Origin of the sequence: Polystyrenella longa, from assembly GCF_007750395.1 — a bacterium.
GTDB classification, from domain to species: domain Bacteria; phylum Planctomycetota; class Planctomycetia; order Planctomycetales; family Planctomycetaceae; genus Polystyrenella; species Polystyrenella longa.
The window spans coordinates 3,753,855-3,773,479 of the sequence record NZ_CP036281.1 but is presented as its reverse complement, the minus strand read 5'-3'; the positions used below and the strand labels follow the sequence as shown (position 1 = coordinate 3,773,479).

At 51.7% G+C, this 19,625-nt stretch carries 18 protein-coding genes; 7 read left to right on the top strand and 11 right to left on the bottom strand.

What is annotated here, in order from left to right:
* Nucleotides 1–27: 27 nt before the first annotated feature.
* The gene (locus Pla110_RS14000) at nt 28–639 is read left to right on the top strand and encodes an RNA polymerase sigma factor (RefSeq protein WP_144996367.1); all 612 of its coding nucleotides are present in this window, start codon (nt 28–30) and stop codon (nt 637–639) included.
* A 63-nt stretch (nt 640–702) separates the two neighbouring features.
* Nucleotides 703–1,263: an anti-sigma factor family protein gene (locus Pla110_RS13995; RefSeq protein WP_197440201.1), complete on the top strand. Its 561-nt coding sequence runs from the start codon at nt 703–705 to the stop codon at nt 1,261–1,263.
* 159 nt (nt 1,264–1,422) lie between these two features.
* Here Pla110_RS13995 and Pla110_RS13990 read toward each other — a convergent pair whose 3' ends face one another.
* From Pla110_RS13990 to Pla110_RS13975, 4 genes are all read right to left on the bottom strand, one after another.
* The gene (locus Pla110_RS13990) at nt 1,423–2,190 is read right to left on the bottom strand and encodes an energy-coupling factor ABC transporter ATP-binding protein (RefSeq protein WP_144996365.1); all 768 of its coding nucleotides are present in this window, start codon (nt 2,188–2,190) and stop codon (nt 1,423–1,425) included.
* Nucleotide 2,191: 1 nt separating this feature from the next.
* Nucleotides 2,192–2,815: an energy-coupling factor transporter transmembrane component T family protein gene (locus tag Pla110_RS13985; protein WP_197440200.1), complete on the bottom strand. Its 624-nt coding sequence runs from the start codon at nt 2,813–2,815 to the stop codon at nt 2,192–2,194.
* Entirely contained in the window at nt 2,808–3,791 is a 984-nt protein-coding gene (locus tag Pla110_RS13980; RefSeq protein WP_144996363.1) for an energy-coupling factor ABC transporter permease, read from the bottom strand. Before Pla110_RS13980 ends, Pla110_RS13985 begins: the two co-directional genes overlap by 8 nt.
* Before the next feature lie 227 nt (nt 3,792–4,018).
* Nucleotides 4,019–6,478: a protein-disulfide reductase DsbD family protein gene (locus Pla110_RS13975; protein WP_144996362.1), complete on the bottom strand. Its 2,460-nt coding sequence runs from the start codon at nt 6,476–6,478 to the stop codon at nt 4,019–4,021.
* Between the two features lie 705 nt (nt 6,479–7,183).
* On the opposite strand from Pla110_RS13975, the gene Pla110_RS13970 reads away from it, so the two are divergent.
* From Pla110_RS13970 to Pla110_RS13950, 5 genes are all read left to right on the top strand, one after another.
* Complete coding sequence (locus tag Pla110_RS13970) at nt 7,184–8,596, top strand: polysaccharide biosynthesis/export family protein (RefSeq protein ID WP_144996361.1); 1,413 nt, start codon at nt 7,184–7,186, stop codon at nt 8,594–8,596.
* Nucleotides 8,597–8,704: 108 nt separating this feature from the next.
* On the top strand, nt 8,705–10,213 hold the full coding sequence (locus Pla110_RS13965) for a hypothetical protein (protein WP_144996360.1): 1,509 nt from the start codon (nt 8,705–8,707) through the stop codon (nt 10,211–10,213).
* Nucleotides 10,214–10,802: 589 nt separating this feature from the next.
* A complete protein-coding gene (locus Pla110_RS13960; RefSeq protein ID WP_144996359.1) occupies nt 10,803–11,066 on the top strand; it encodes an RNA recognition motif domain-containing protein in 264 nt (87 codons plus the stop codon).
* A gap of 156 nt (nt 11,067–11,222) precedes the next feature.
* A complete protein-coding gene (locus Pla110_RS13955) occupies nt 11,223–11,495 on the top strand; it encodes a hypothetical protein (RefSeq protein WP_144996358.1) in 273 nt (90 codons plus the stop codon).
* A gap of 420 nt (nt 11,496–11,915) precedes the next feature.
* Nucleotides 11,916–12,260: an RNA recognition motif domain-containing protein gene (locus Pla110_RS13950; RefSeq protein ID WP_144996357.1), complete on the top strand. Its 345-nt coding sequence runs from the start codon at nt 11,916–11,918 to the stop codon at nt 12,258–12,260.
* A gap of 339 nt (nt 12,261–12,599) precedes the next feature.
* Here Pla110_RS13950 and Pla110_RS13945 read toward each other — a convergent pair whose 3' ends face one another.
* The 7 genes from Pla110_RS13945 to thiS all read right to left on the bottom strand — a co-directional run bounded on the left by Pla110_RS13945 (nt 12,600) and on the right by thiS (nt 19,612).
* On the bottom strand, nt 12,600–14,036 hold the full coding sequence (locus Pla110_RS13945; RefSeq protein WP_144996356.1) for an aldehyde dehydrogenase family protein: 1,437 nt from the start codon (nt 14,034–14,036) through the stop codon (nt 12,600–12,602).
* 312 nt (nt 14,037–14,348) lie between these two features.
* Entirely contained in the window at nt 14,349–15,446 is a 1,098-nt protein-coding gene (locus Pla110_RS13940) for a hypothetical protein (RefSeq protein ID WP_197440199.1), read from the bottom strand.
* 226 nt (nt 15,447–15,672) lie between these two features.
* Nucleotides 15,673–16,737 carry a prenyltransferase/squalene oxidase repeat-containing protein gene (locus Pla110_RS13935; protein WP_231742450.1) on the bottom strand — a complete coding sequence of 355 codons (1,065 nt, stop codon included), beginning with the start codon at nt 16,735–16,737 and terminating at the stop codon, nt 15,673–15,675.
* 153 nt (nt 16,738–16,890) lie between these two features.
* A complete protein-coding gene (locus Pla110_RS13930) occupies nt 16,891–17,661 on the bottom strand; it encodes an SDR family NAD(P)-dependent oxidoreductase (protein ID WP_231742448.1) in 771 nt (256 codons plus the stop codon).
* A gap of 59 nt (nt 17,662–17,720) precedes the next feature.
* Nucleotides 17,721–18,518 (bottom strand): 4-hydroxy-tetrahydrodipicolinate reductase, encoded by a 798-nt coding sequence (gene dapB / locus Pla110_RS13925; RefSeq protein WP_144996355.1) that lies wholly within the window; start codon nt 18,516–18,518, stop codon nt 17,721–17,723.
* Between the two features lie 51 nt (nt 18,519–18,569).
* The gene (locus tag Pla110_RS13920) at nt 18,570–19,403 is read right to left on the bottom strand and encodes a thiazole synthase (protein WP_144996354.1); all 834 of its coding nucleotides are present in this window, start codon (nt 19,401–19,403) and stop codon (nt 18,570–18,572) included.
* 8 nt (nt 19,404–19,411) lie between these two features.
* Nucleotides 19,412–19,612: a sulfur carrier protein ThiS gene (gene thiS / locus Pla110_RS13915; protein ID WP_144996353.1), complete on the bottom strand. Its 201-nt coding sequence runs from the start codon at nt 19,610–19,612 to the stop codon at nt 19,412–19,414.
* Nucleotides 19,613–19,625 lie beyond the last annotated feature (13 nt).

Below are 19,625 nucleotides of genomic sequence, written 5' to 3'. Positions count from 1 at the left end.
ATTGATTGAATGGAGGAACTCTGAATCATGCAAACTGTGTCTGATCTCTCATCTGATCGAAAACAATCTCAACCGCTGGAAGGTGGCGTCAACGATGCCCGTCTTGTGGAAGAGGTACGCAGAGGTAACTCCGATGCTTACGGAGAATTGGTAGAGCGGTATCAACATCGGTTGCTACGCGTGATCCAACGTTTTATCTCTGATCATGATCTGGCACAGGATTTGGCGCAGGAAGCATTTATCAGAGCCTACGAAAAACTGGATCAATTCGACCCTTCACGCCGATTCGGTCCCTGGTTGTTTCGGATTGCAGTGAACCTGACAATGGATTATTTGAGAAAAGTAAAGCGGCGTGGTCGCTGGGTTCTCTTCTCAGAAAGCCCATCTGAGCAGTCACCTGATCCTTCAACATCGGACCCCAGAGAACACCAGGACCTCAGTCAGGAAGTTCGAGCGGTCATAGAAGAGATTCCTGAGAAGTATCGAACTGTCCTTGTGCTGCGTGACTTGGAAAACTTTTCCACGTCTGAGATTGCGGCGATTCTGGATCGGAAGGAAGCGACCATTCGTTGGCGACTGGCGGAAGCCCGGAACCAATTCCAGGCGATCTGGAACAAACGCGTGGCTGAAACCGAATAAACGTAACTGATAGAGTCCTTTTCCTCTGAAGAATTAATGGTTCCATCTGGCAGGGTTTGTCCCATGAATATGAAAACAAAACATTACCAAACAGAATTGGCTCTCCTTGTGGGAGACGATCTTCCCGAGGCGGATGCTGCAGAGGTGTATCGACATCTCTCCACATGTCCCGAATGCCGGGGGCACTTGCAAAAACTGAAAAAGTCACAAGACCGATTAAGCGATTATGCCCTCAGTACGTCAGAGGTTCCTTCTATTGATCTGCGTACGCGTGTGCAAAAGTCATTACCATCAGCGGCGCAGGTTGAACGGCGTCACCGCCTGTTACATACCTGGGCTCCCGCAGCGACAGTGGTTGTTGCCTGTACGCTGCTGTTCATGGTGATGGGGCCAGAACAATCTACTGCTCCGGTTCCTGGTGGGTCATCCTCTGCCCACCTCCGGAGCGCTCGGGTCAATGGTGACATGCTGAATCGTGTTACTTTCGATCCTGAACATTTCGAACGGATGGCTGCCCCTAATCAAGAGATGCAGAAGGGGGCAATCTACCGGCAACCTCAATTGGATATGCGGGAACAGCAACAGCAAAGTATTCCCTCTTTTCCGAGTCGGCAGCTCGATTGATCCGACCTGTAAGCTGTTACCAGACAAAGTGAATCGCTGAAGACGATGCTGAAGACGATTGAGTGATAGAGACACAACCTACCTGAAAACGCCGACAGAAATGTCGGCGTTTTTTGTGCGCCCTGCCAACGTTCCTTGGATCGTGACCGGGTTACTTTCTCAGGAGTGAAGACGCAAACGCAAGGGAACTTCTAATCCATGATCATCCATCAATTTCTGGTTGCCTAATAATTCAGTCGCGGGACCGTCGGCGATTAGCTTTCCCTGATCAATCAGCAGAACACGATCACACATCTGCACGACGACGTCCAGATCGTGCGTGGCGACTAGTAACGTCCTCTGGTCAGTGAGCAGTAGATCCACCAACTGATTTCGAGAGCGTGGATCAAGGCCAGTAAAGGGTTCATCCAATGCGAGTAATTGAGGGTGACAGGCGAATAATCCAGCGAGACATGCCCGTTTTTTCTGACCATAAGAAAGCTGACTAATGGGACGATGTCTTAGCTCAAACAAATTTGCCTGAGCGAGAGCATCTTCCACGCGCTGTAGAACTTCTGCTTCGGTTAGTTGTAATTGACGTGGTCCGAATGCGACATCTTCTTCCACAGTGGGACAGAAAAGTTGGTCCTCGGGGTTTTGGAAAAGCAGTCCGACTTGCTGTCGGATCGTATCAATTCCGGATTTGGAAACAGGCTGGTTATTGACGAAAACTGACGCGCAATCAGGTTCTGGGAGACGTTCGGGTAGGAGCCCGTTCAGGTGAAGTAGCAGGGTAGACTTACCTGCCCCCGAAGGCCCGACCAGACCGACGCGTTCTCCCTGATGTATCTCAAAGGAAAGCGAATGCAGAGCCTGCACCCCGGAAGGGTAGCTGTAATTCAGTTGTTCGATTCGCAACAGGGAAGAGGCTGGTAGGAGACTCGTCATCTCAGAGTCCTTTCCAACCGCGGGCTTTCATCGCCAGATAAATTCGCTCGGCACGATCAAAAGCACGGACGAGTACGGTCGCGATAATATAAGCCGAAGTCTTCCAGGCGGTGATGAGTCCTGTCTTCTTTCCCGCTCGGGCTGCCCGAGCCTGTTGAAGGGTTTTGCGTTCGGTGGAAAGCAAATTTAGATAGCGAAGCATGAACGCGAGTGATTCGACGAGGAAGGGAGGCATTTTCCAGCGGCGAAGGACATGAATGAGTTCTAACGGAGTCAGCACGGTCGTCAACCAGGTTGTGGCCAGAAAAGCGAGCATTCCTCGTTCGAAAATCATCGCAGCTCGCAACCATCCCTGCTCAAAATGTTGTGACAGTGGGATCGAGAGGGCAACGGATCCGAGGAATAACACAAATACTGGTAAACGGGGCCACCAGAATCGGGAATCGGGCGGATTTCTGATCAGGAGACCGACTTCGATCAGCAGAATCGCTCCCCAGAGTGGCCACCAGGAAACAGGAGTACAAACAGCCGTGACGATCAGGAGCAGGACAATAATGAGTTTGATCGTGGCGTGACGCGCGGCAGGCAGCAATCGCGCTCGTTCCCCGAACCTGAGATCACTCACTATCCGCTCCAGCGAGCGCCGGACGATTACGGGTGAGGCGTCCGAGCATCAAGGCGAGCAACAACACGCTAGCGACACCGAGCGCTCCGGCCAGACCCACAGAAACGGCAGGCCAATGAGAAGAGACCCAGGGGATTTCATATTCAGACAGAATCCCAAACAGAGTTCCGATTTCTCGTGCGGCCAGTCCATGTTGATCGACGGCTGATTCCAATCCATCTGGAGAGGCGGAGGCCCACGGGGCCAACAGGAAAGTAACGGCGAGAGCACTCGCCAGGGTGGTCGTCACGAATCGACGTGGGACGCCAGCGGAGGGTGGGGCTAATTCCTGAGGAGTGAGTAAATCAGGCCGCTGCTGGAAGACCGCCTTCAAGACTAACAAGGTAATGACGGCCTCACCGATGCCAATCACGGCATGCAGAGAGAGCATCAGAACTGAGAAACGCGAGAACGAAAACTCGTTGGGTTCCAGCGAGAAGTAGAGTTCAATACAGAGTAGAAAGGCAGCCGAAAGAACAGTCAGCCACGCGGCTGTTGCGGCGCCAAAAGCGGTTCCTTTCCAGTGGTCGCGAAAGCAGTTTTTGACCAGCACATAGCAGGCGTAACCACCCCAGCAACCGAGCACGCCCATGTGGAGGACATTCGCTCCCAGACTGAGAACGCCACCATCGGAAAAGAGCAGGGCCTGCACCAGCAGGACCAAGGTCATTGCCAAACAACCGGCCCAGGGACCAAGTAGAACGGCCGCCAGAACGCCGCCCATTAGATGGCCGGAGACAGGTAGAGAAAAGAGCCCGAGGGGGAAGTTCACCATCTGTCCGGCAAAGATGAGTGCCGCTGTGACCCCTGTCAGGGGGATCAATCGATCATCGGCCTGCTGCTTCACTTTGTGCAGGCTGTAGCCAACCGCTGTGGCGGCGGCGGCACTCGTGACCAGGCAGACTTCAGGCTCCATTAATCCGTCGGGAATATGCATATAAGGAGTCGCGTATATAAAAAGGCGGTTTCAAAGAAGCGACGTCAGGAATTCAGCCTCAACGCTGAATGGCGCTGCTAGTGGGAGTCCTGATGATGTCGCTACTGTAGTCCCCAGCGACTCTTTTTGCAATTACGCCGAGTCCCGACGGGGGGTAATGGAGCGGTCTACATTGGTCGAGACGTAGGGACACCTCAGGCAACGGTCTTCTTTCGACTCTACAATACCTAGCGAGACTCTGAAGCTGGTGTGGCCGCCGTTTGGGAAGGGGGCAGGGAGACAGCCTGGTCTAGTTTTTTGAGCAGCGTATCCTGAAAGTACAAGTCACGGATCAGAATCGGATTGTTAGGGCGATTCGCGGGGAAAATCACTGTCAGCGGAATGCTTTTACTTTCGAACTTGTTTAACCAGCGAGTGATTTCTTCGTCTCCGTCCGTCCAGTCGGCAACTAAAGTGACCACATCGTGAGTCTCCACGAAGCTGAACGTCTTGGGCGTGTTGAGTGCGGTTTGCTCAACCACTTTACAGTTCACACACCAATCCGCAGTGAAGTCGATCAAAACCGTTTTGCCTTCGTCGCTGGCCTCTTTCAGGGCCTGCGTACTGAAGGGACGCCAGGGAAGTTCCGATTCGTGCAACATGGTGGCGGACTGATAAGCGTAAAAGCAGACTAAGCCAGCCACCCCGAACGCGGTTACGCGATTAACGAAGTAGGTCGCACGGGAAACGAGAGTCGCCGGAGCACGACCAATCATCCACAACGCAAAACCGATTGCTAATAGCATGGCCAGTAATGGTATCTGGAAGTTGTCGTCGATGTAGCTGAGGAAAAAGATGACCGTCGCCAACAAAATAAAACCAGAAACTTCTTTCACATGCACCATCCAGTTTCCCGGTTTGGGAAGAAACTGAACCGCTTTGGGAAAGGCCCCCAGGATCAAGTAAGGTGATGCCATTCCGAGCCCCATCATCAGGAAAATGAGATAGGTAATGTGGATCGGTTGCGTGGCGGACCAAGCCAGGGTAGCTCCCAGGAAAGGACCGCTGCAAGGAGTCGCCAGAATCGTGGCAAAGATACCCGTCAGGAATGCTCCCGTAAGGCCCTCTTTCTGTTGACCGCCGGCGGAACCGACCATACCGGGGATCGGGATTTCATAAACACCCAGCAAGCTGAGTGCCATCGCGAAGATGAAACAGGTCATCAACAGGTTGAATGCAGTGCTTTGGAACAGTCCACCCCAGCCAAAAGAGGCGACACCGATTAATGTGGCAAGAACCATGAAAATCGAAATCACGCCGAGTGAATAAGCGACGTTTAAAGCAATGATGCGGGAACGGTCTTCCCCTGCCTGCTTCACGAAGGACAGGATTTTAATCGCGAGAACGGGAAGGACACACGGCATGACATTAAGGATAACCCCGCCTAGGAAGGCGTAAAACAGATACCACCCAAAGCCAGTCGCTTGGATGCTTTCCTCTTCAAGTGGTCGAATTCCTTTAAACCACTCTTCAATCTCGGGAGGAAGTGCGGCGATGGAAGTTGTTGATTCCAGATCCTGTTCGACGGGGACAGACCCTAACCGAAAGGTGTAGGAGCTAGGGGTGAGACAGACCTCCTCGGAGCAGAATTGAATTTGGGCCGTCAACTCGACACCGGACTGCTTTGCGTCGGGTTCCAACGCGAGTTCATGAGTCCAGGTGACCATCTTCGGATAGATGTATTGGTCGAACTTTTCTTTGCCTTCCTTCACTGGGAAAGTTACCGGTGGCTGGTCGCTTTGCCAGTTGTCTGTTTTGGATTGCAGTCCCTGCAACTTTTTGAAATCAAAGGTGGTGTGCTGAGCGTTCTTTTGTTCGTCGGTGGAGTAAGTATGCCAGCCTTCGGCCAGTTCTGCAGTGAATTCCACGCGGGGGGTCGTTTCTTCATCACCAGGATGTAGTATCGCACGTAAGGTGGCTACTTCCTGATCGTCTACTTTGACTTCCTGTGACCAGAACAGAGGAAAAGTTTCAATCGTCACGATGGCGGATCTTGAGTCGCCAGAGATTTCCTCTCCAAATGCACCAGAATTATCCACTTCAGTTCCAAAGGAAATACTTCCACTCGAATCTTCTTCTGAAACGAGTTCTCCAAAGGAACTGCCGCCCGACTGTTCCTCTGCGGCGCCGGGAGCGGAAATGGTGAAATCAATTGAATCGCGATACATTTGGCAGCTGCGATCGTCGCAGATGGGAATCAGGACTTTGCCAGCCAGTTTTCCCGTGGACGCGGTTACTTCATATCGTCGCGACCAGGTGATCTGTTCGTAGTACTTCAGCGAGGTTAGTTCGAGGACGTCATCGTAGTCGGACTTTGCTTTTTGATCGGGTTTGAATTCCGTATCAATTTCTTTCAGTCCAGTGTTCTCCGTAATCTTGAAACTCGGTTTCGCCGCAGATTTGTTGTCTTGGGCGTACGTAAACATGCCAGCGGGCAACTCGACTTTAATCGACAAAGTGACTTCGTCGCCGACTTTGGGTTGCTCGGGAGACAGATTGATTGAAATTGAGGGTTCAGTTACCTCCGACGCGTCATTCTGAAACAGACTGTTCAGGTCGCCATTTTGGGCGGAGACGGGGACGGTAACGGATGCTGCAATCAGAAACAGGATGGTACAGCATAGACTGATATAGAATTGGCGTGGCATAAGTATTAGTCGTTTGCAGAAGTAATCTATGGTCAAGTACCGAGACAAGGGCGTCTCGTACCGGGAGGGAATGTTTCCTATTCCTCTGTACGCTGGTAAGTTTCTAAGCGGGAATGGAAAGCCAGTTTTCAAACGGGTTTGTTCGAATTCACTTGTATTATCGGCGATGCCCCCGGGCTGGGCTGTAAGGCAGGGCACAAAGCAGGAGGATTTGCAAAACCTGCTTACCTATTCCGGTAAGGCCCTCTTTCCCATTTTTGGGGCCGTTTATTTACCTGTTCCAATGAATGAGGTAAAGAGCATCGCAAGCAATGTGATTATAGGTAATACAGGGGGTACTGGTCTATCGCAGTCCACTTCAGAACGCCGGATCTGATCCTCTTTCAGGACCCGAGCGCTTCACTAAACAGCTCTAAGCGATGGTTTAAAATTGAGCTTGCCCTGTTTTAAGGCATTCTGTAATCTTCGCGGCGATATCTGACGGCATCTATCTCTCCAAATAAGATCCGGCGGAATCTCTCTCAAAAATCGTACCGACGGTTAATTATCGTCGGTTTAACGATAATAGCTTTCTCTCTCTACCCTTGTTCAATTTGTTCTCGACTTCGACGTCATGTTCGCGGTGGCATGATCATGGTTCGTGATGGACCATGGTTTATGGTGGAACGTAGCGCGTGGAAGTTTTGTAGTGCCGGATCTTAATAAATGTTCCCCAGTCTCAACGTAAATGCGACGTTCGGCCTTCTCTTGCGAGTTCGGTGTTCCGCGCTGGTGACCTGTTTGCTGTTGCTCACCGGCTTGTCAGGATGCGCAGCGTTTCGGCCAATGGAAGGGATTCCTGCCCGGTTTCTCTCTGAAGATCTCCAACCGGCGCATCGAGGGAACAAAAAGACAATCAATATGACGTTGCTCGGTCAAACTCCACCAACAGAGTATCGGTTGGACAAAGGGGACGTACTGGCAGTTTATATTGAAGGTGTCCTCGACTCGCCCAAAGAAGCGATCCCTACTTATTATCCTCAGAACGAAGAAGAGTATCCGGCGATTGGCTACCCAATCAAAGTGCGCGAAGACGGAATGATCTCGCTGCCACCGAATAAAAAAGTACTCGTCCGGGGAATGACCGAAAACGAAGCGGAAGCTGCTGTACGTAAAGCCTTTACCGAAGGGGAGAACCCGACCATCAAAGCAGATGGTTCGGCGGCGATAATGGTCTCTCTACATAAAAAACGACAATACACGATCACTGTCTTTCGCCAGGAGCGAAACAACGATTTCAACTCGAACGGTCTGGATGGATCATTCAACCAGGCCGGAATCAGTGGTGTCCTCAGTAACAAACGAGGAATGGGTCGCGTGATTCAACTTCCCGCTGGTCACAACGACGTTCTGCACGCCCTTGCCGAGACCGGTGGTCCTCCAGGGGAAGATGCTGAAAACGTGATTTACGTTGTTAAACGAAGCCGAAATTGTGATGCCTGTTCCAGTACCTCCGCCATTCCGACACGTAACAACGCGTATCATTCCGACTTCGGTCACTCGCTGGCATCAGGTATGCCGTGGGGACATTGCGATCTGACGATGATGGATAACCGGGTCAGTCTTTCAGCGCCTCAGGTGATTCGCATTCCTATCCGGATAAATCCGGAAGAGAAGTTCGTGATCAATGAAGAGGATGTCATCCTGGAAGATGGCGACCACATCTTCATTGAACATCGCGATTACGATGTCTTCTACACGGGTGGTGTACTTGGCGGAGGAGTGATTCGACTGCCCCGAGACCGAGACCTGGATGTACTGGAGGCTATCTCCGTCGCGCACGATCCGGCCAAAGGGACCGGTGGCCTAAGGCAACTGGGTGGTTCTTCGGCATTGAACCGAGACGTGACCGTCGGAGCGAGCAGTTTGATTGTCGTTCGCCGACGAGCGGACGGTACGCAGTACGAGATCATGGTGGATCTGAAAGAGGCGTTGGAAAATCCGGCCGAACGAATTCGTATCCAGGAGGGAGACTTCCTCTTCCTGCAGTATACGAAGTCCGAAGCCATCGCTGCCTTCATCGAACGCCACTTCATTGACTGGACCGCCGTGGCGATTGCCTTCGCCGCATTCCAGTAAGACGGGATGAACCGATCTCCCGATTGGGACCGATTTGATTTGAAGATTGCTTTCGAGATGGTTAGACTGCTTGAGTGCTGAAAAATACTCATGCAGGATGCCGCGACTATGAAAGAGCAAGAACTCCAAGAAACAAAACACCGACGAATTCCCCGTCGATGGTGGGTAGTCTTCGTTCTCTTCCTGCTGGGCATTTCCTGGTTTGGCTGGCAGTATCATTTGAAACTGCGGTCGGACCAATTCCAGGCCAGATACATCTCGGAAGGAAAGGCGATGGCCGGACTGCATGTACCTTTGTGGTTGGACAGTCTTGGACTGCGAGATGTTGCGCAGGCATTCGATTACAAAGTTGAAAAGCTTGATCAGGTCTTCGTTCATTCGGATGAAGAGTTCGCCGAGATTGCAGCCAATTGTGATTTGACTTACCTGCAGAATGTCTGGTTCATTGGTCCCGATATCTCTCCAATCTCATTGAAGAGTTTGGATGAATACGAACATCTGACTTCGCTTCGGCTCATTGGAGTCGATCTCACGCCTTACCCGGAATTTAAATTACAGTTGCGATCCGGTCATCAATTTCTTTATGTAGAAAGTTGCCAACTCAATGATCGTATCTTCGATGAAATAAAGTCAGCGAAGTCGATTTATACGCTGCATCTAATTTCCACCAATTGTACGGATGAGATGTTGGAGGCGTTTTCCCACTTATCGACCCCCTCGTATGTTGAAGTGATCGACTGTCCCCACGTCACTGATGAGGGAGTCGAGGCATTAGTGAGCAACTCAAAGTCAACTGGTCTTGGTCTGACGCTGGAACGTCTCAATCTTACAAACAATATCGTCTCAACATTGGCCGAGCAGCCTTCGTTGACGTCTCTTCAAATGCTTGAGTGCGGGTTCGATGAATTTCAAGCTGGACAGGTTGAACAGTTAATGAACCGTCCTTTATCGAAGTTCGTAACGGATGTGGAGTTAACTGCCGCAGAGCTGGATTTGATTTGGGAGCACCTTGCTTCTGGACAACATAAATCGGGAGCCAATTTATTCGGAATTGGACTGATCGGCAATGAACTTTCATCAACCGATTATGATCGACTTGTTTCAATGACAGGTCCCTTAGCAGAGCTTCAGATCTCAGCAGCAAGTTTAACTCCTGGGATTGTGAAAAAACTGGGGACGATATCTGCAGGAACCATCTGCCTATATGGTTTGCCGGATGCTTCTCTGGATCTACTACCATTAGCCTCGATCCACGAACTCTACATTTCAGACCAAGTTCTAACTCCCGAAATGTTGAAGCCGTTTCGTGAACTTCGAATCGATCATGTGAAGCTTAGAAACTGCATTCTGAAGCCAGACACTTTGAACCAGTTAGGAGCGATGAGAATTCTGAAATTGGATGGTGTTAATTTGCCTGAAACAGATGGAAATGATCTCGCTGAACTAAATCAAGTGAGTCAAATAGTCTTTAGTCAGATGAATTTGTCGTCGGAGGCCATTGATGCCTTGCTCGATTTGACCTCGTTACGTTCGATTCGTTTTCCGGGTTCCACCTTGCCGGAAGGGAGTATAGAACGACTCCAGAAAGAGATGCCGCAGCTGATTTTTGTCGAATAACCCTCTCTCCCGAGGGTTTGATTGGAGCGATTCCTCCGGCAATACTGGAAGGAAATGAACGTCCGAACGGGATATCTGTATTGCCGCAGGTGTTTGGATATGGTATACTTGTTTAATAGCGAATTGTGTAGATTAGGTTTGCTTGACAACAAATGCTGGTTTCAATTCTCTAAAAAGGGCACAGGAAAGCGATCGTTTCTCCTGTTTCCTGAAACCACCTTCTTTCGATTACCGCCGCGGATTCATTCAAATACGTTACCGCACGTCGACGGCGTTAGAATCTTTCCAGATCCCTCCGCTCATCTTGCTTTAGCGAATACTCCGTGTTTTCGTTCCGCCCTCCAGCACTATGCGCTGTGACTTCAGGTAAGTTGCAGATGTCAACTTCAGAGCTGCGACCGCGAACGAATGGTCGTCCTGTCACGTTTTGTGTTTTTCGATGAATCATGTCGAATTCAAAACATCGGGTAGGTGACTTTTTTCGGGCTCAATAACTCCGCTCTCTCAACGGAAACCGATCTATTTCGGTTTCTGACGATGCCGATGCAGCGAGCCAAGGCATTTCTTTTCTTTGTTGGAAACTCCTGCTATGACAAACATTTACGTCGGTAACCTAGCTTACCAAACTTCCTCCAGTGATCTGGAGAGTGCTTTCGGTGAATATGGCGAAGTGGTTCGCGCCCAAGTCGTTTCGGACCGGGATACTGGACGATCCAAAGGGTTTGGTTTTGTGGAAATGAGCAACTCAGACGACGCTCAGATGGCAATCCGCAACATGGATGGGCAGGAAGTTCAGGGTCGTAACCTGAAAGTAAACCTGGCTCGCCCACGCGAAGACCGCCCGCGCCGATAAACGAAGCGAGGTAACCCGTTCCGGCACTCTGTTGAAGCCAGACGGACACCTTGTTTTTTGTCGGTCAAAAGCCTGGGGCAAATCCCAGACAAATGCCCGGTTTCAGGACCGGACAAATAACTGTGCAGTACAACCCATTCTTATTGGAGGCATATAATGCTGAAGATTACTCCGGATGCTTGGAATCGCCTTGTCGAAATTCAATCGACCCGCCCCGATCTGAAAGCGGTACGACTCCGCATTGTGAATGGACTCTTGAAGTGTCATAAAGGACGACAAAAAGATGGCGACCAAGTCATCGTGGTGCGAGATCGCCCCACAATTCTAATGTCGCCCCAAGTGGCAGAATCGCTCCAGGATTGCTCGCTGGACGTTCATCGAACGGATCAGGGAGCACGTTTGCGATTGAAAAAATTCACCGATTTTTAGAATCGATGATATCAAACAGGACGAGTCAGCCGGTCGGCTGACTCGTCAAATTCAACTTTGTTTGTAGGATACGCGGCGATTTTGAATCCCGCGTGAGTGTTGGTGGATGACGCTGATGTTGCGTCCTCTCAGGAAAAAATCGAAGAGCCAGGATTTACTGGCACATTGATTGCTCTTTTAAAATACCGTCCGCCATGTCGGACATGCTTCTAAGGAGTCAGGTCGCTATCTGGCCAGACTCAGTTGCTTAAATTAACAACGGCTCAGATCTGAAGAGCGTTGACGCTATGTCATTTGATAGTGCGTACCCGAGGGGTCGCATGCGCTTCTTCCGCTTAGTTCAGCCGAAAATGCTTATCTAAAGAACTGCCAAGACTGCTGTCTGAGACGCAGTTCGTTTAATTGATAAAGGATTATATAATGACGAATATCTATGTGAGTAACCTTCCGTACGATCTCGAAGAGTCGGAATTACGCCGCGAGTTCGAGTTCTTTGGACGCGTCGTTTCTGTTCGAATTGTGACTGATCCAGCGACCCGGCGCTCACGCGGATTTGCTTTTGTAACGATGCCTTCCATGGAAGATGCGGACGAAGCGATACATCGCCTCACCGGAAAATCATTCCATGGACGCCAGCTTCGTGTTTCCGAAGCCAATGATGACCGTAATTCCTCACGACCTGCCGATCCTACAGCGGGCGCCAATCATGCCCGAGAAGTCTTCGACCGACTCTTCAGCGGTAGCAATCCAGCGACCTCGAATTAATCTCGATCAATCGTTTCATTTAGATTATGAATGCTGCTTTCCAAACTCCTGAATGGAATTCAGTTGAGTCGGTAGGGCGCATTCCGGATAACCGTAGCGTGTTCTTGCGGCGTAGCCTGCTGAATTTAAGGGCTTTTAGGGATCGATAGCCGCCACACTTATCCTGGACAGGATCTAAAATCACACGTTACGACGTGACTCTATTGACGACTCCTCGCTCTTCCCGCTGATTAAAAATAATCTCCATCTGCCATTACATCAATAAAAAAGGCCGCCAAGTCGGCGGCCAGCTGTGCGAGAATTGTAAACGACAATCAATGTGCCACATGGGGCAAAAAATCAATGTGCTGCTGGGGGGCTGGTCTGGTAGGCCCGGTTGCGGAACAAAAATTCGATCAGGTTTCCTTCGTGGGGTTGCAGCCAGTTGATCGCCATTGTTTTCACTTCACCGATGTTGAGACGGTCGATGTTGGTGGCGTCGAGTAACTGCTGCGACCATTTCTCGTCTTCTGTAATGGCGGTGCAGATGAGGGTGGTGCCCATTTCTTTGATCATCTTGTCCTGCGGACATTCGACAACTGATGCGAAAGGGAACATGTATTCCGTCTTCGCCAGCGGAGCATCAGGAGAAGGGCAATAGACGACCGTGGGACGCAGGTGAGAATAACGCTCTTGCTCAACGAGGCGATCTCCGTCGCGGTATGGAGCCGTGGCATCGATCGTTTCTCCACTGGCGAGCCCATCCTCAATCGCACTGTTCATAGCCTGTGCGGCTCCTTCCAGTGTCGACGCCGCTAATGCAGACTTGGGATCCGTTGCGGGCAGAGGAGCGACGGGGCCGAGTTTCTTTGCAATCGCGTCGGCGATCTCTTTTCCATGTCGAGAGACCCAGACACCGGAAGCATTAATACAGCTACGGCCACCATTGGCAAAGATAGAATCAGCCATCAGGTCGACATACTTTTCCCAATCGTCGACTTTGTCATCGCCCAAAAGAATCTTACTGAACCCGGGACCGTGCGGTTGCACGTTTGGGTTGTGGGCGTAGAGGTCAATCGTTTGCTGGCCACCGAAGATCATCGACCTTTTACAGGTATCAAGAATGGCCGCTCCCACGTCGGTGGGGCCGGGGTAGATCGAGAATACTTCTGCGGGCAGACCAGCGGCGACGAATGCTTCGTAGATGCGGAACGGTGTCCAAATCTCAGACGAGCCTGGTTTCAACACCAATCCCACCTGCAAAGCGATGACAGGGAGCCAGAGTGTGTGTACGCCGGGGCTATTGCTTGGCAGCACCGCCCCCAGCACGGGCGAGTAAGCCTGATAGCTGAGCGTGACGCCGCGGTCTTCTTCGCCGTACCCTTTAGTCAGTACGTCGAAAGGGAGGCCGCGAGTCATCGAATCGAGAATGTCTCTCATGTTACTGAGAACAAACGCGTTCTTCTTCATGTTGGACGCACACATGTGCTCGGGAAGCCCGGTGGTGGCTGATTGGATTTTGCAAAACTCTTCCGGGGTCTGCGTTCCATTTCCCATGGGGAGTTCGGCATTCAGGTAGAGGTCGCCCGCTTTTTCGCAGATCGCAATCAGGTCGTCGATGGGAATCTCACGAAGGCGATCACGAGCCGCTTGGGCTTTTCGCATATCGACTTTGACCAGACCACCGTTGGCCTGATGCACCAGTGCCATCGGTTCACCCGTCTCGAAGTGGACGACTTCGGACTTTTCCATGCTTTCGTATTTTTTGCCCCAACGGATTACAGGGATTTCTAACACAGGACTATCCTTTCACAGGGACCGTTCACTCTAAGCAGTTTCAAAACCCTCTGATGGGTAACATTCACGCACCACTTGTAGTTTCAAGAATAACCACAACCGGGTTTCGAAATAGCCTCTAATAGAACGATCCTGTTTATAAACGGCGGGCGTTGAGTTGATGGTAGGACAACAGCGATGACAGAGGGAGAGACTCGCTGAAGGTAGGAAAGGCGTCGGTGATTAAACCCATCCTGAAACCCGGTTGTGGCCATTATTGAACTTGAAAAAGAAAAGTTCAATGTGATCCATCAAAGGGATTCAGGACCGCTTCTAATAGACGCCGACGGTCGTGGTTTTGGCGAAGATGTGATAAGGACGCACACCGCTGACGCCGTCCCACGGATACTTCTCGTGCGGCATTTCGCGTTCACCTTCATCTCGCTCCAGGAAACCGGGGATGAACAGTTCTTTCGTCAGCGTGTACAGTTTCACGCGGCCTGTTTCACCGTACTTGACGAGTTTCTTGTGATCGTCAAATTCAACCACTTCGACAGCAGCTCGAGGTTGAGGTGCATGGTAGGTGATTTTGTAGTTATCTTCCGCTGTGAATGGTTTGCCACAAGCCAAGCCCATCAGCGTGTTCCCGTAGGTCGGGGTGATGTAGACATCGTCGCCCAGTAATTCTTCACGAGCGAAGCGGTACCACTGTGGTGTGAATTCGGTACCACCACAGAAAATCCCTTTGATTCCTGCTTCGGAAATACTTGAGCCTTCATCCAGCAAACGCATGGCAAGGGCTTCCAGCAGTTTCGGGGTCGTGAACATGCACTTGATGTCGTGTCCTGCAGACAGCAGCGACATGGCCTGATCGATCACGTGTTCGCTGTAAAGTTTAACCTCTTCGACTTTGCCTTTTTTGAGCAGTTTCACCACCCAGCGCGGGTCGAGGTCGACGCAGAAGGAAATCCCTCCGCGATGTTGTGCCAGATGTTCCACGGCGAGTCGCAGACGACGCGGGCCGGAAGGTCCGAGCATCAGCCAGTCGGCTCCTTCGGGAAAGTACTCGTCTGGCAGGGTGTCGCTGAACATTTCATAGTCGATACGAAAGTCATCGATGACGACGCGGGTCTTGGGGATACCTGTCGTTCCACCCGTCTCGAAGACGTAGGTCGGTTTGCCTTCCAGCCCTTTGGGGACCCAGCGTCGGACAGGGCCACCGCGTAGCCAGTCATCTTCAAACAAGGGGAACTTCTTCAAATCGTCGAAGCAGCTGACGTCAGTCAGAGGGTTGAAGTCGTAGGTTTTCGCCTTTTCCAGCCAGAACGGGGATCCCGTTTCGGGGCTGAAGTGCCACTGGACCATTTCGCGGGTATGAGCATCAAGCTGTTCTCGGGCGGCGCTCGCCTTCGATTCGAGTTCGGTTGTCACAACGGATGTCTTTCGGAGGGAAGAGCAAGGATGGCCGACGGCGGGGACGAAAACAGGCTGCCGTCAAAACTTTTCCCATTTTAGACTTCCCGGTGAAGAATGCAAACTGACCAACGACTCTTTCAGCGGAATCGGTGGGACCGCGGTGGGAGGCGAGATGAGAATTCGGTCTGCTACGAATAGGCAGGCAGAGCAAGCGAAGGGGATGCGGCGCAGAAAACCAAGTCTATTTCTGGTAGATGGGCAGGTACCCGTTATCGATCTGCAGCAAGGTGGCGTTAATTGCTGTCGTATAGACAGGGCCTATGTGCCCTTCGTTCCAGGCACCGGTGGCGGCCTGTTTCGCGAGAATTTCACTGGCAATGTCTTTTTTGTACTTCGGCCACTCTTTCTCGTCCATGCGGTAGACCACTTGGGAGTAGTAGTAATGAGTGTAATGCCAGTGCCCGTAATATTGTGTTCGGGAAACACCAGGCCAGACATTTTTCTCGCAATACCCGAGGAGCTTTTTCACGTAAGGGGATTCGTGCTCGCCTGAACTGAACATGCAGGCGACGGCGGCGGCCGTAATTGCCGGGCGAGCTCCGCCGCCACGGATACTGTACTGGACACCTCCATCGGGCGTGGTGCATTCCTTAATGTACTGAATGGCCCGATCGATGATTTCTTTGGGAACAGGTATACCGGCGTTACGACATCCACGAAGTCCCTGAACCTGAGTGATGCAGGTCGATCCTTCATCAAAATCGTTTCCGTCCTTGGCTGAAACATATCCCCAGCCTCCCTTGGTCGTCTGGGCTTCGCCGCAGAACTGAACCGCCTGGGTTAAGACTTTCCGGATTTGTTCGCGCCGTTCGGCATCTTCTTCCTCTCCGTAAATCTGAGAAAGAAAGAGCATGGAAAACCCATGACCGTACATGTAGTGGTAATCGTCTTTGTACCCGATCAAGCCATTGGGACGCGTGGTATCAACCAGGTATTCCACCGCCGCTTTAATCTGTGGAGCAAACCGGCCTCGCGATGGCGTTGAACCTTCCGCAGCCAGTGCCATTCCCGCGAGCGCTGTCATCGCGACACGATATTGGCCTCCATTGGCTTCCCAGTAACCTTGCCGCCGTTGTTCACGGGCAAGGTAATCGAGCGCTTTCCCCACGGACGCTTTGATCTGAGGATCTTTCGTCTCTTGCGCCTTGGCGGGAGAATTCAGTATGGAAATCGCGATCAAGGCGGCGGTGCAAATGTACCTGAGAATGGAAATTTGCAGCGGACGCCGTTCGATACGTTTCATCATCCATGCGACTTTCGACTGAAAAGAGACTGGGGGCGAGGAGCCAGTGGACCGTTCCTTCAGAATAGTCCTCAGCCGACGTGTCGGCAAGGTGTGTTCTTCTGTATCCACTTAATAACGACTGCTCTATTCACCAGTCTGAGTGGAAATGCCAGCCTAAAACGTGTTAATCAGCGTTCCGCCATCGACCACCAGTGTTTCGCCGGTGATGTAACTTCCGGCGTTGCTAGCGAGGAGCAGGGCGGGGCCAGCGAGTTCTTCAGGTTGGCCCCACCTTTTGAGAGCGGTGCGATCCGAGAAGCGTTCCTTTTCCTCATCAGAGAGTACGGAGGCGGGCAACTCGGTCAGAAATGGTCCCGGAGCCAAGCAATTCGAAGTGATGCCGTAAGGGCCGAGTTCCAATGCCTGTGCTCTGGCCAGCCCCATCAGGGCCGACTTGGTGGCCGAGTAAGCGTTTCGTCCTCGTTTTGAAGCGATCCCCATAATCGACGAGATATGAATGATACGGCCCCATTTGCGCTCTTTCATATTGGGTATAACGGAACGGGAGAGAGCCATACAGGAACTTAAATTAAGCTCGACAATTTTGTCCCAGTTTTCATCCTGGATCTGATCTGCTTCTTCGGGGACGTTCCCTCCAGCGTTGTTGATGAGGATATCGACCTGACCCATTGCCGCTATCGCTTGCTGACCGAGTTCATGAACACTTTCGCGGTTGGTCATGTCGGCAATGAGATATTTTCCGCGGACTTGGGTGCCCTTCATAATCTCTGCCAGCGATCTTTTCAGTGTGTCCTCGTCACGACTGGCGATGATGATGTCCGCACCGGCGATGGCCAGGCCGCGAGCCATTGCTTTTCCGAGCCCTCGACTTCCACCGGTGATCAGGGCGACTTTTCCAGTGAGATCGAAAGGGCTCGTCATCATTATTTCCTGTCGTGTTATCTGGTCGAATACTGGTTGTGAAGCGGAAGTGCAAACTGGTTCTACAATCCGAGGACGTCATTCATGGAGTACAAACCCGGTTTCTGTTTGACGACGAATTTTGCTGCGGCTAAGGCCCCGTAGGCGTAACTGTCGCGGGTGCTTCCTTTGACTGATAATTCAATCGTCTCGCCCAGCATGCCGAACACGATCGTGTGTTCGCCAACATTGTCGCCAACTCGCAGAGCGTGGTAACCGATTTCGTCGCGCGGTCGCAGACCAGGACGGCCTTCTCGACCGTGCTGATGATTAGTCTGTCCCATTTCGGAGGAGACAATTTCGCCAAACCGCAGGGCCGTTCCACTGGGAGCGTCTTCTTTGTAGCGATGGTGGCGTTCGATAATTTCAACGTCGACCCCTTCAGGGACGTTTTTCAAAAACCGAGAAGCAAGCCGCGTCAGTTCCATCGTCACATTGACTGCCTGGCTCATACTGGGCGCCCAGACGACAGGAATATCGGCAATTGCGTTGTCGACGATTTGTTTCTGCTCGGGCGACAGGCCGGTTGTTGCAATGACCAGTGGAAGTTTTCGTGACTGACAGACTTTCACCAGTTCGATGAGTGCTTCGGGTACACTGAAATCGATCACGACTTCAACATCTTCGGGGATGTCGACCGTTACAGGGACATCGATTTTTCCGAGTCCGGCAAGTTCACCAGCATCTTTGCCGAGGGCCGGAGATGATTTTCCTTCGATCGCGGCGGCGACTTTCGCTTCTTTATCAGCATGGGTGACTGCAGTAACCCGTTGACCCATTCGTCCCGCCGCTCCATGGACAGCGACTTTTAGATTGCTCATTCGTTGAGTTTTCCTGATTTGTATGTTGAAGAGAACAGCAGACTTTCCGCGTTACTTGCTTCCCGAGATCACCCCTTCGGTGGGGCTGGACGCGGTTGCGTACAGTTTCTTGGGGATGCGACCGGACAGGAACGACTGGCGACCGGCTAGGCAACCGTTTCGCATGGCATGAGCCATGGTGACCGGGTCGTTGGCACTGGCGATTCCTGTGTTGAGCAGGACACCATCGCATCCGAGTTCCATTGCCATGGCGACATCGGAAGCGCAACCGACACCCGCATCGACGATGACGGGGTAGTCGGGGTCATTCTCTTTGAGGTATTCGAGGCAGATACGGATGTTGTTTGGATTCAAGATTCCCTGACCGGATCCAATCGGACTACCGGCTGGCATGACCGAGGTTGCTCCCGCATCTTTCAAACGTCGTGCGGTGATGGGGTCGTCGGTCGTGTAGCAGAGAACCTGAAAACCATCTTTAACGAGTTGCTCTGTCGCCTGCAGTGTTCCAATAGGGTCGGGTAGCAGCGTCCGTTTGTCACCGAGAACTTCGATTTTTACCCAGTTGGCGCCGGGGTTTTCCAGACCTTCGAGAATCTCCCGTCCCAAACGGGCAACTCGAATGGCATCATCGGCATTAAAACAACCCGCCGTATTCGGCAGGATGGTGTACTTATTCAAATCGATGTAGTCGAGCAGGTTGCGGCCTTCGGCATCGATTAATCGCTCGCGTCGTACTGCGACGGTGATGACTTCCGAACCGCTCGCTACGAGTGATTCCTGCATCAGGTCGAATGTCGTATACTTTCCCGTTCCCACAATCAGGCGAGAGGAGAGGGTGTGGGTACCGAGTTTAAAGGGTTTGTCATTCAAGGTTGCTGTGGACATATTTATTATTATCCCCCTCCGACCAGCGTGACGATTTCCAGCTGATCATTTTCTTTCAGGATGCATTGAGAATGTTCGGCCCGGGGAACAAGTTCCCGGTTCCGTTCGACAGCAATGAACTTTGGATTCATCTTAAGCTGACCAATCAACTCGGCCAGTGTTAATCCGTCGTCGATGGTTCGTTCTTCGCCATTAATGGTGACAAGCACAGTTAAAAGTTCC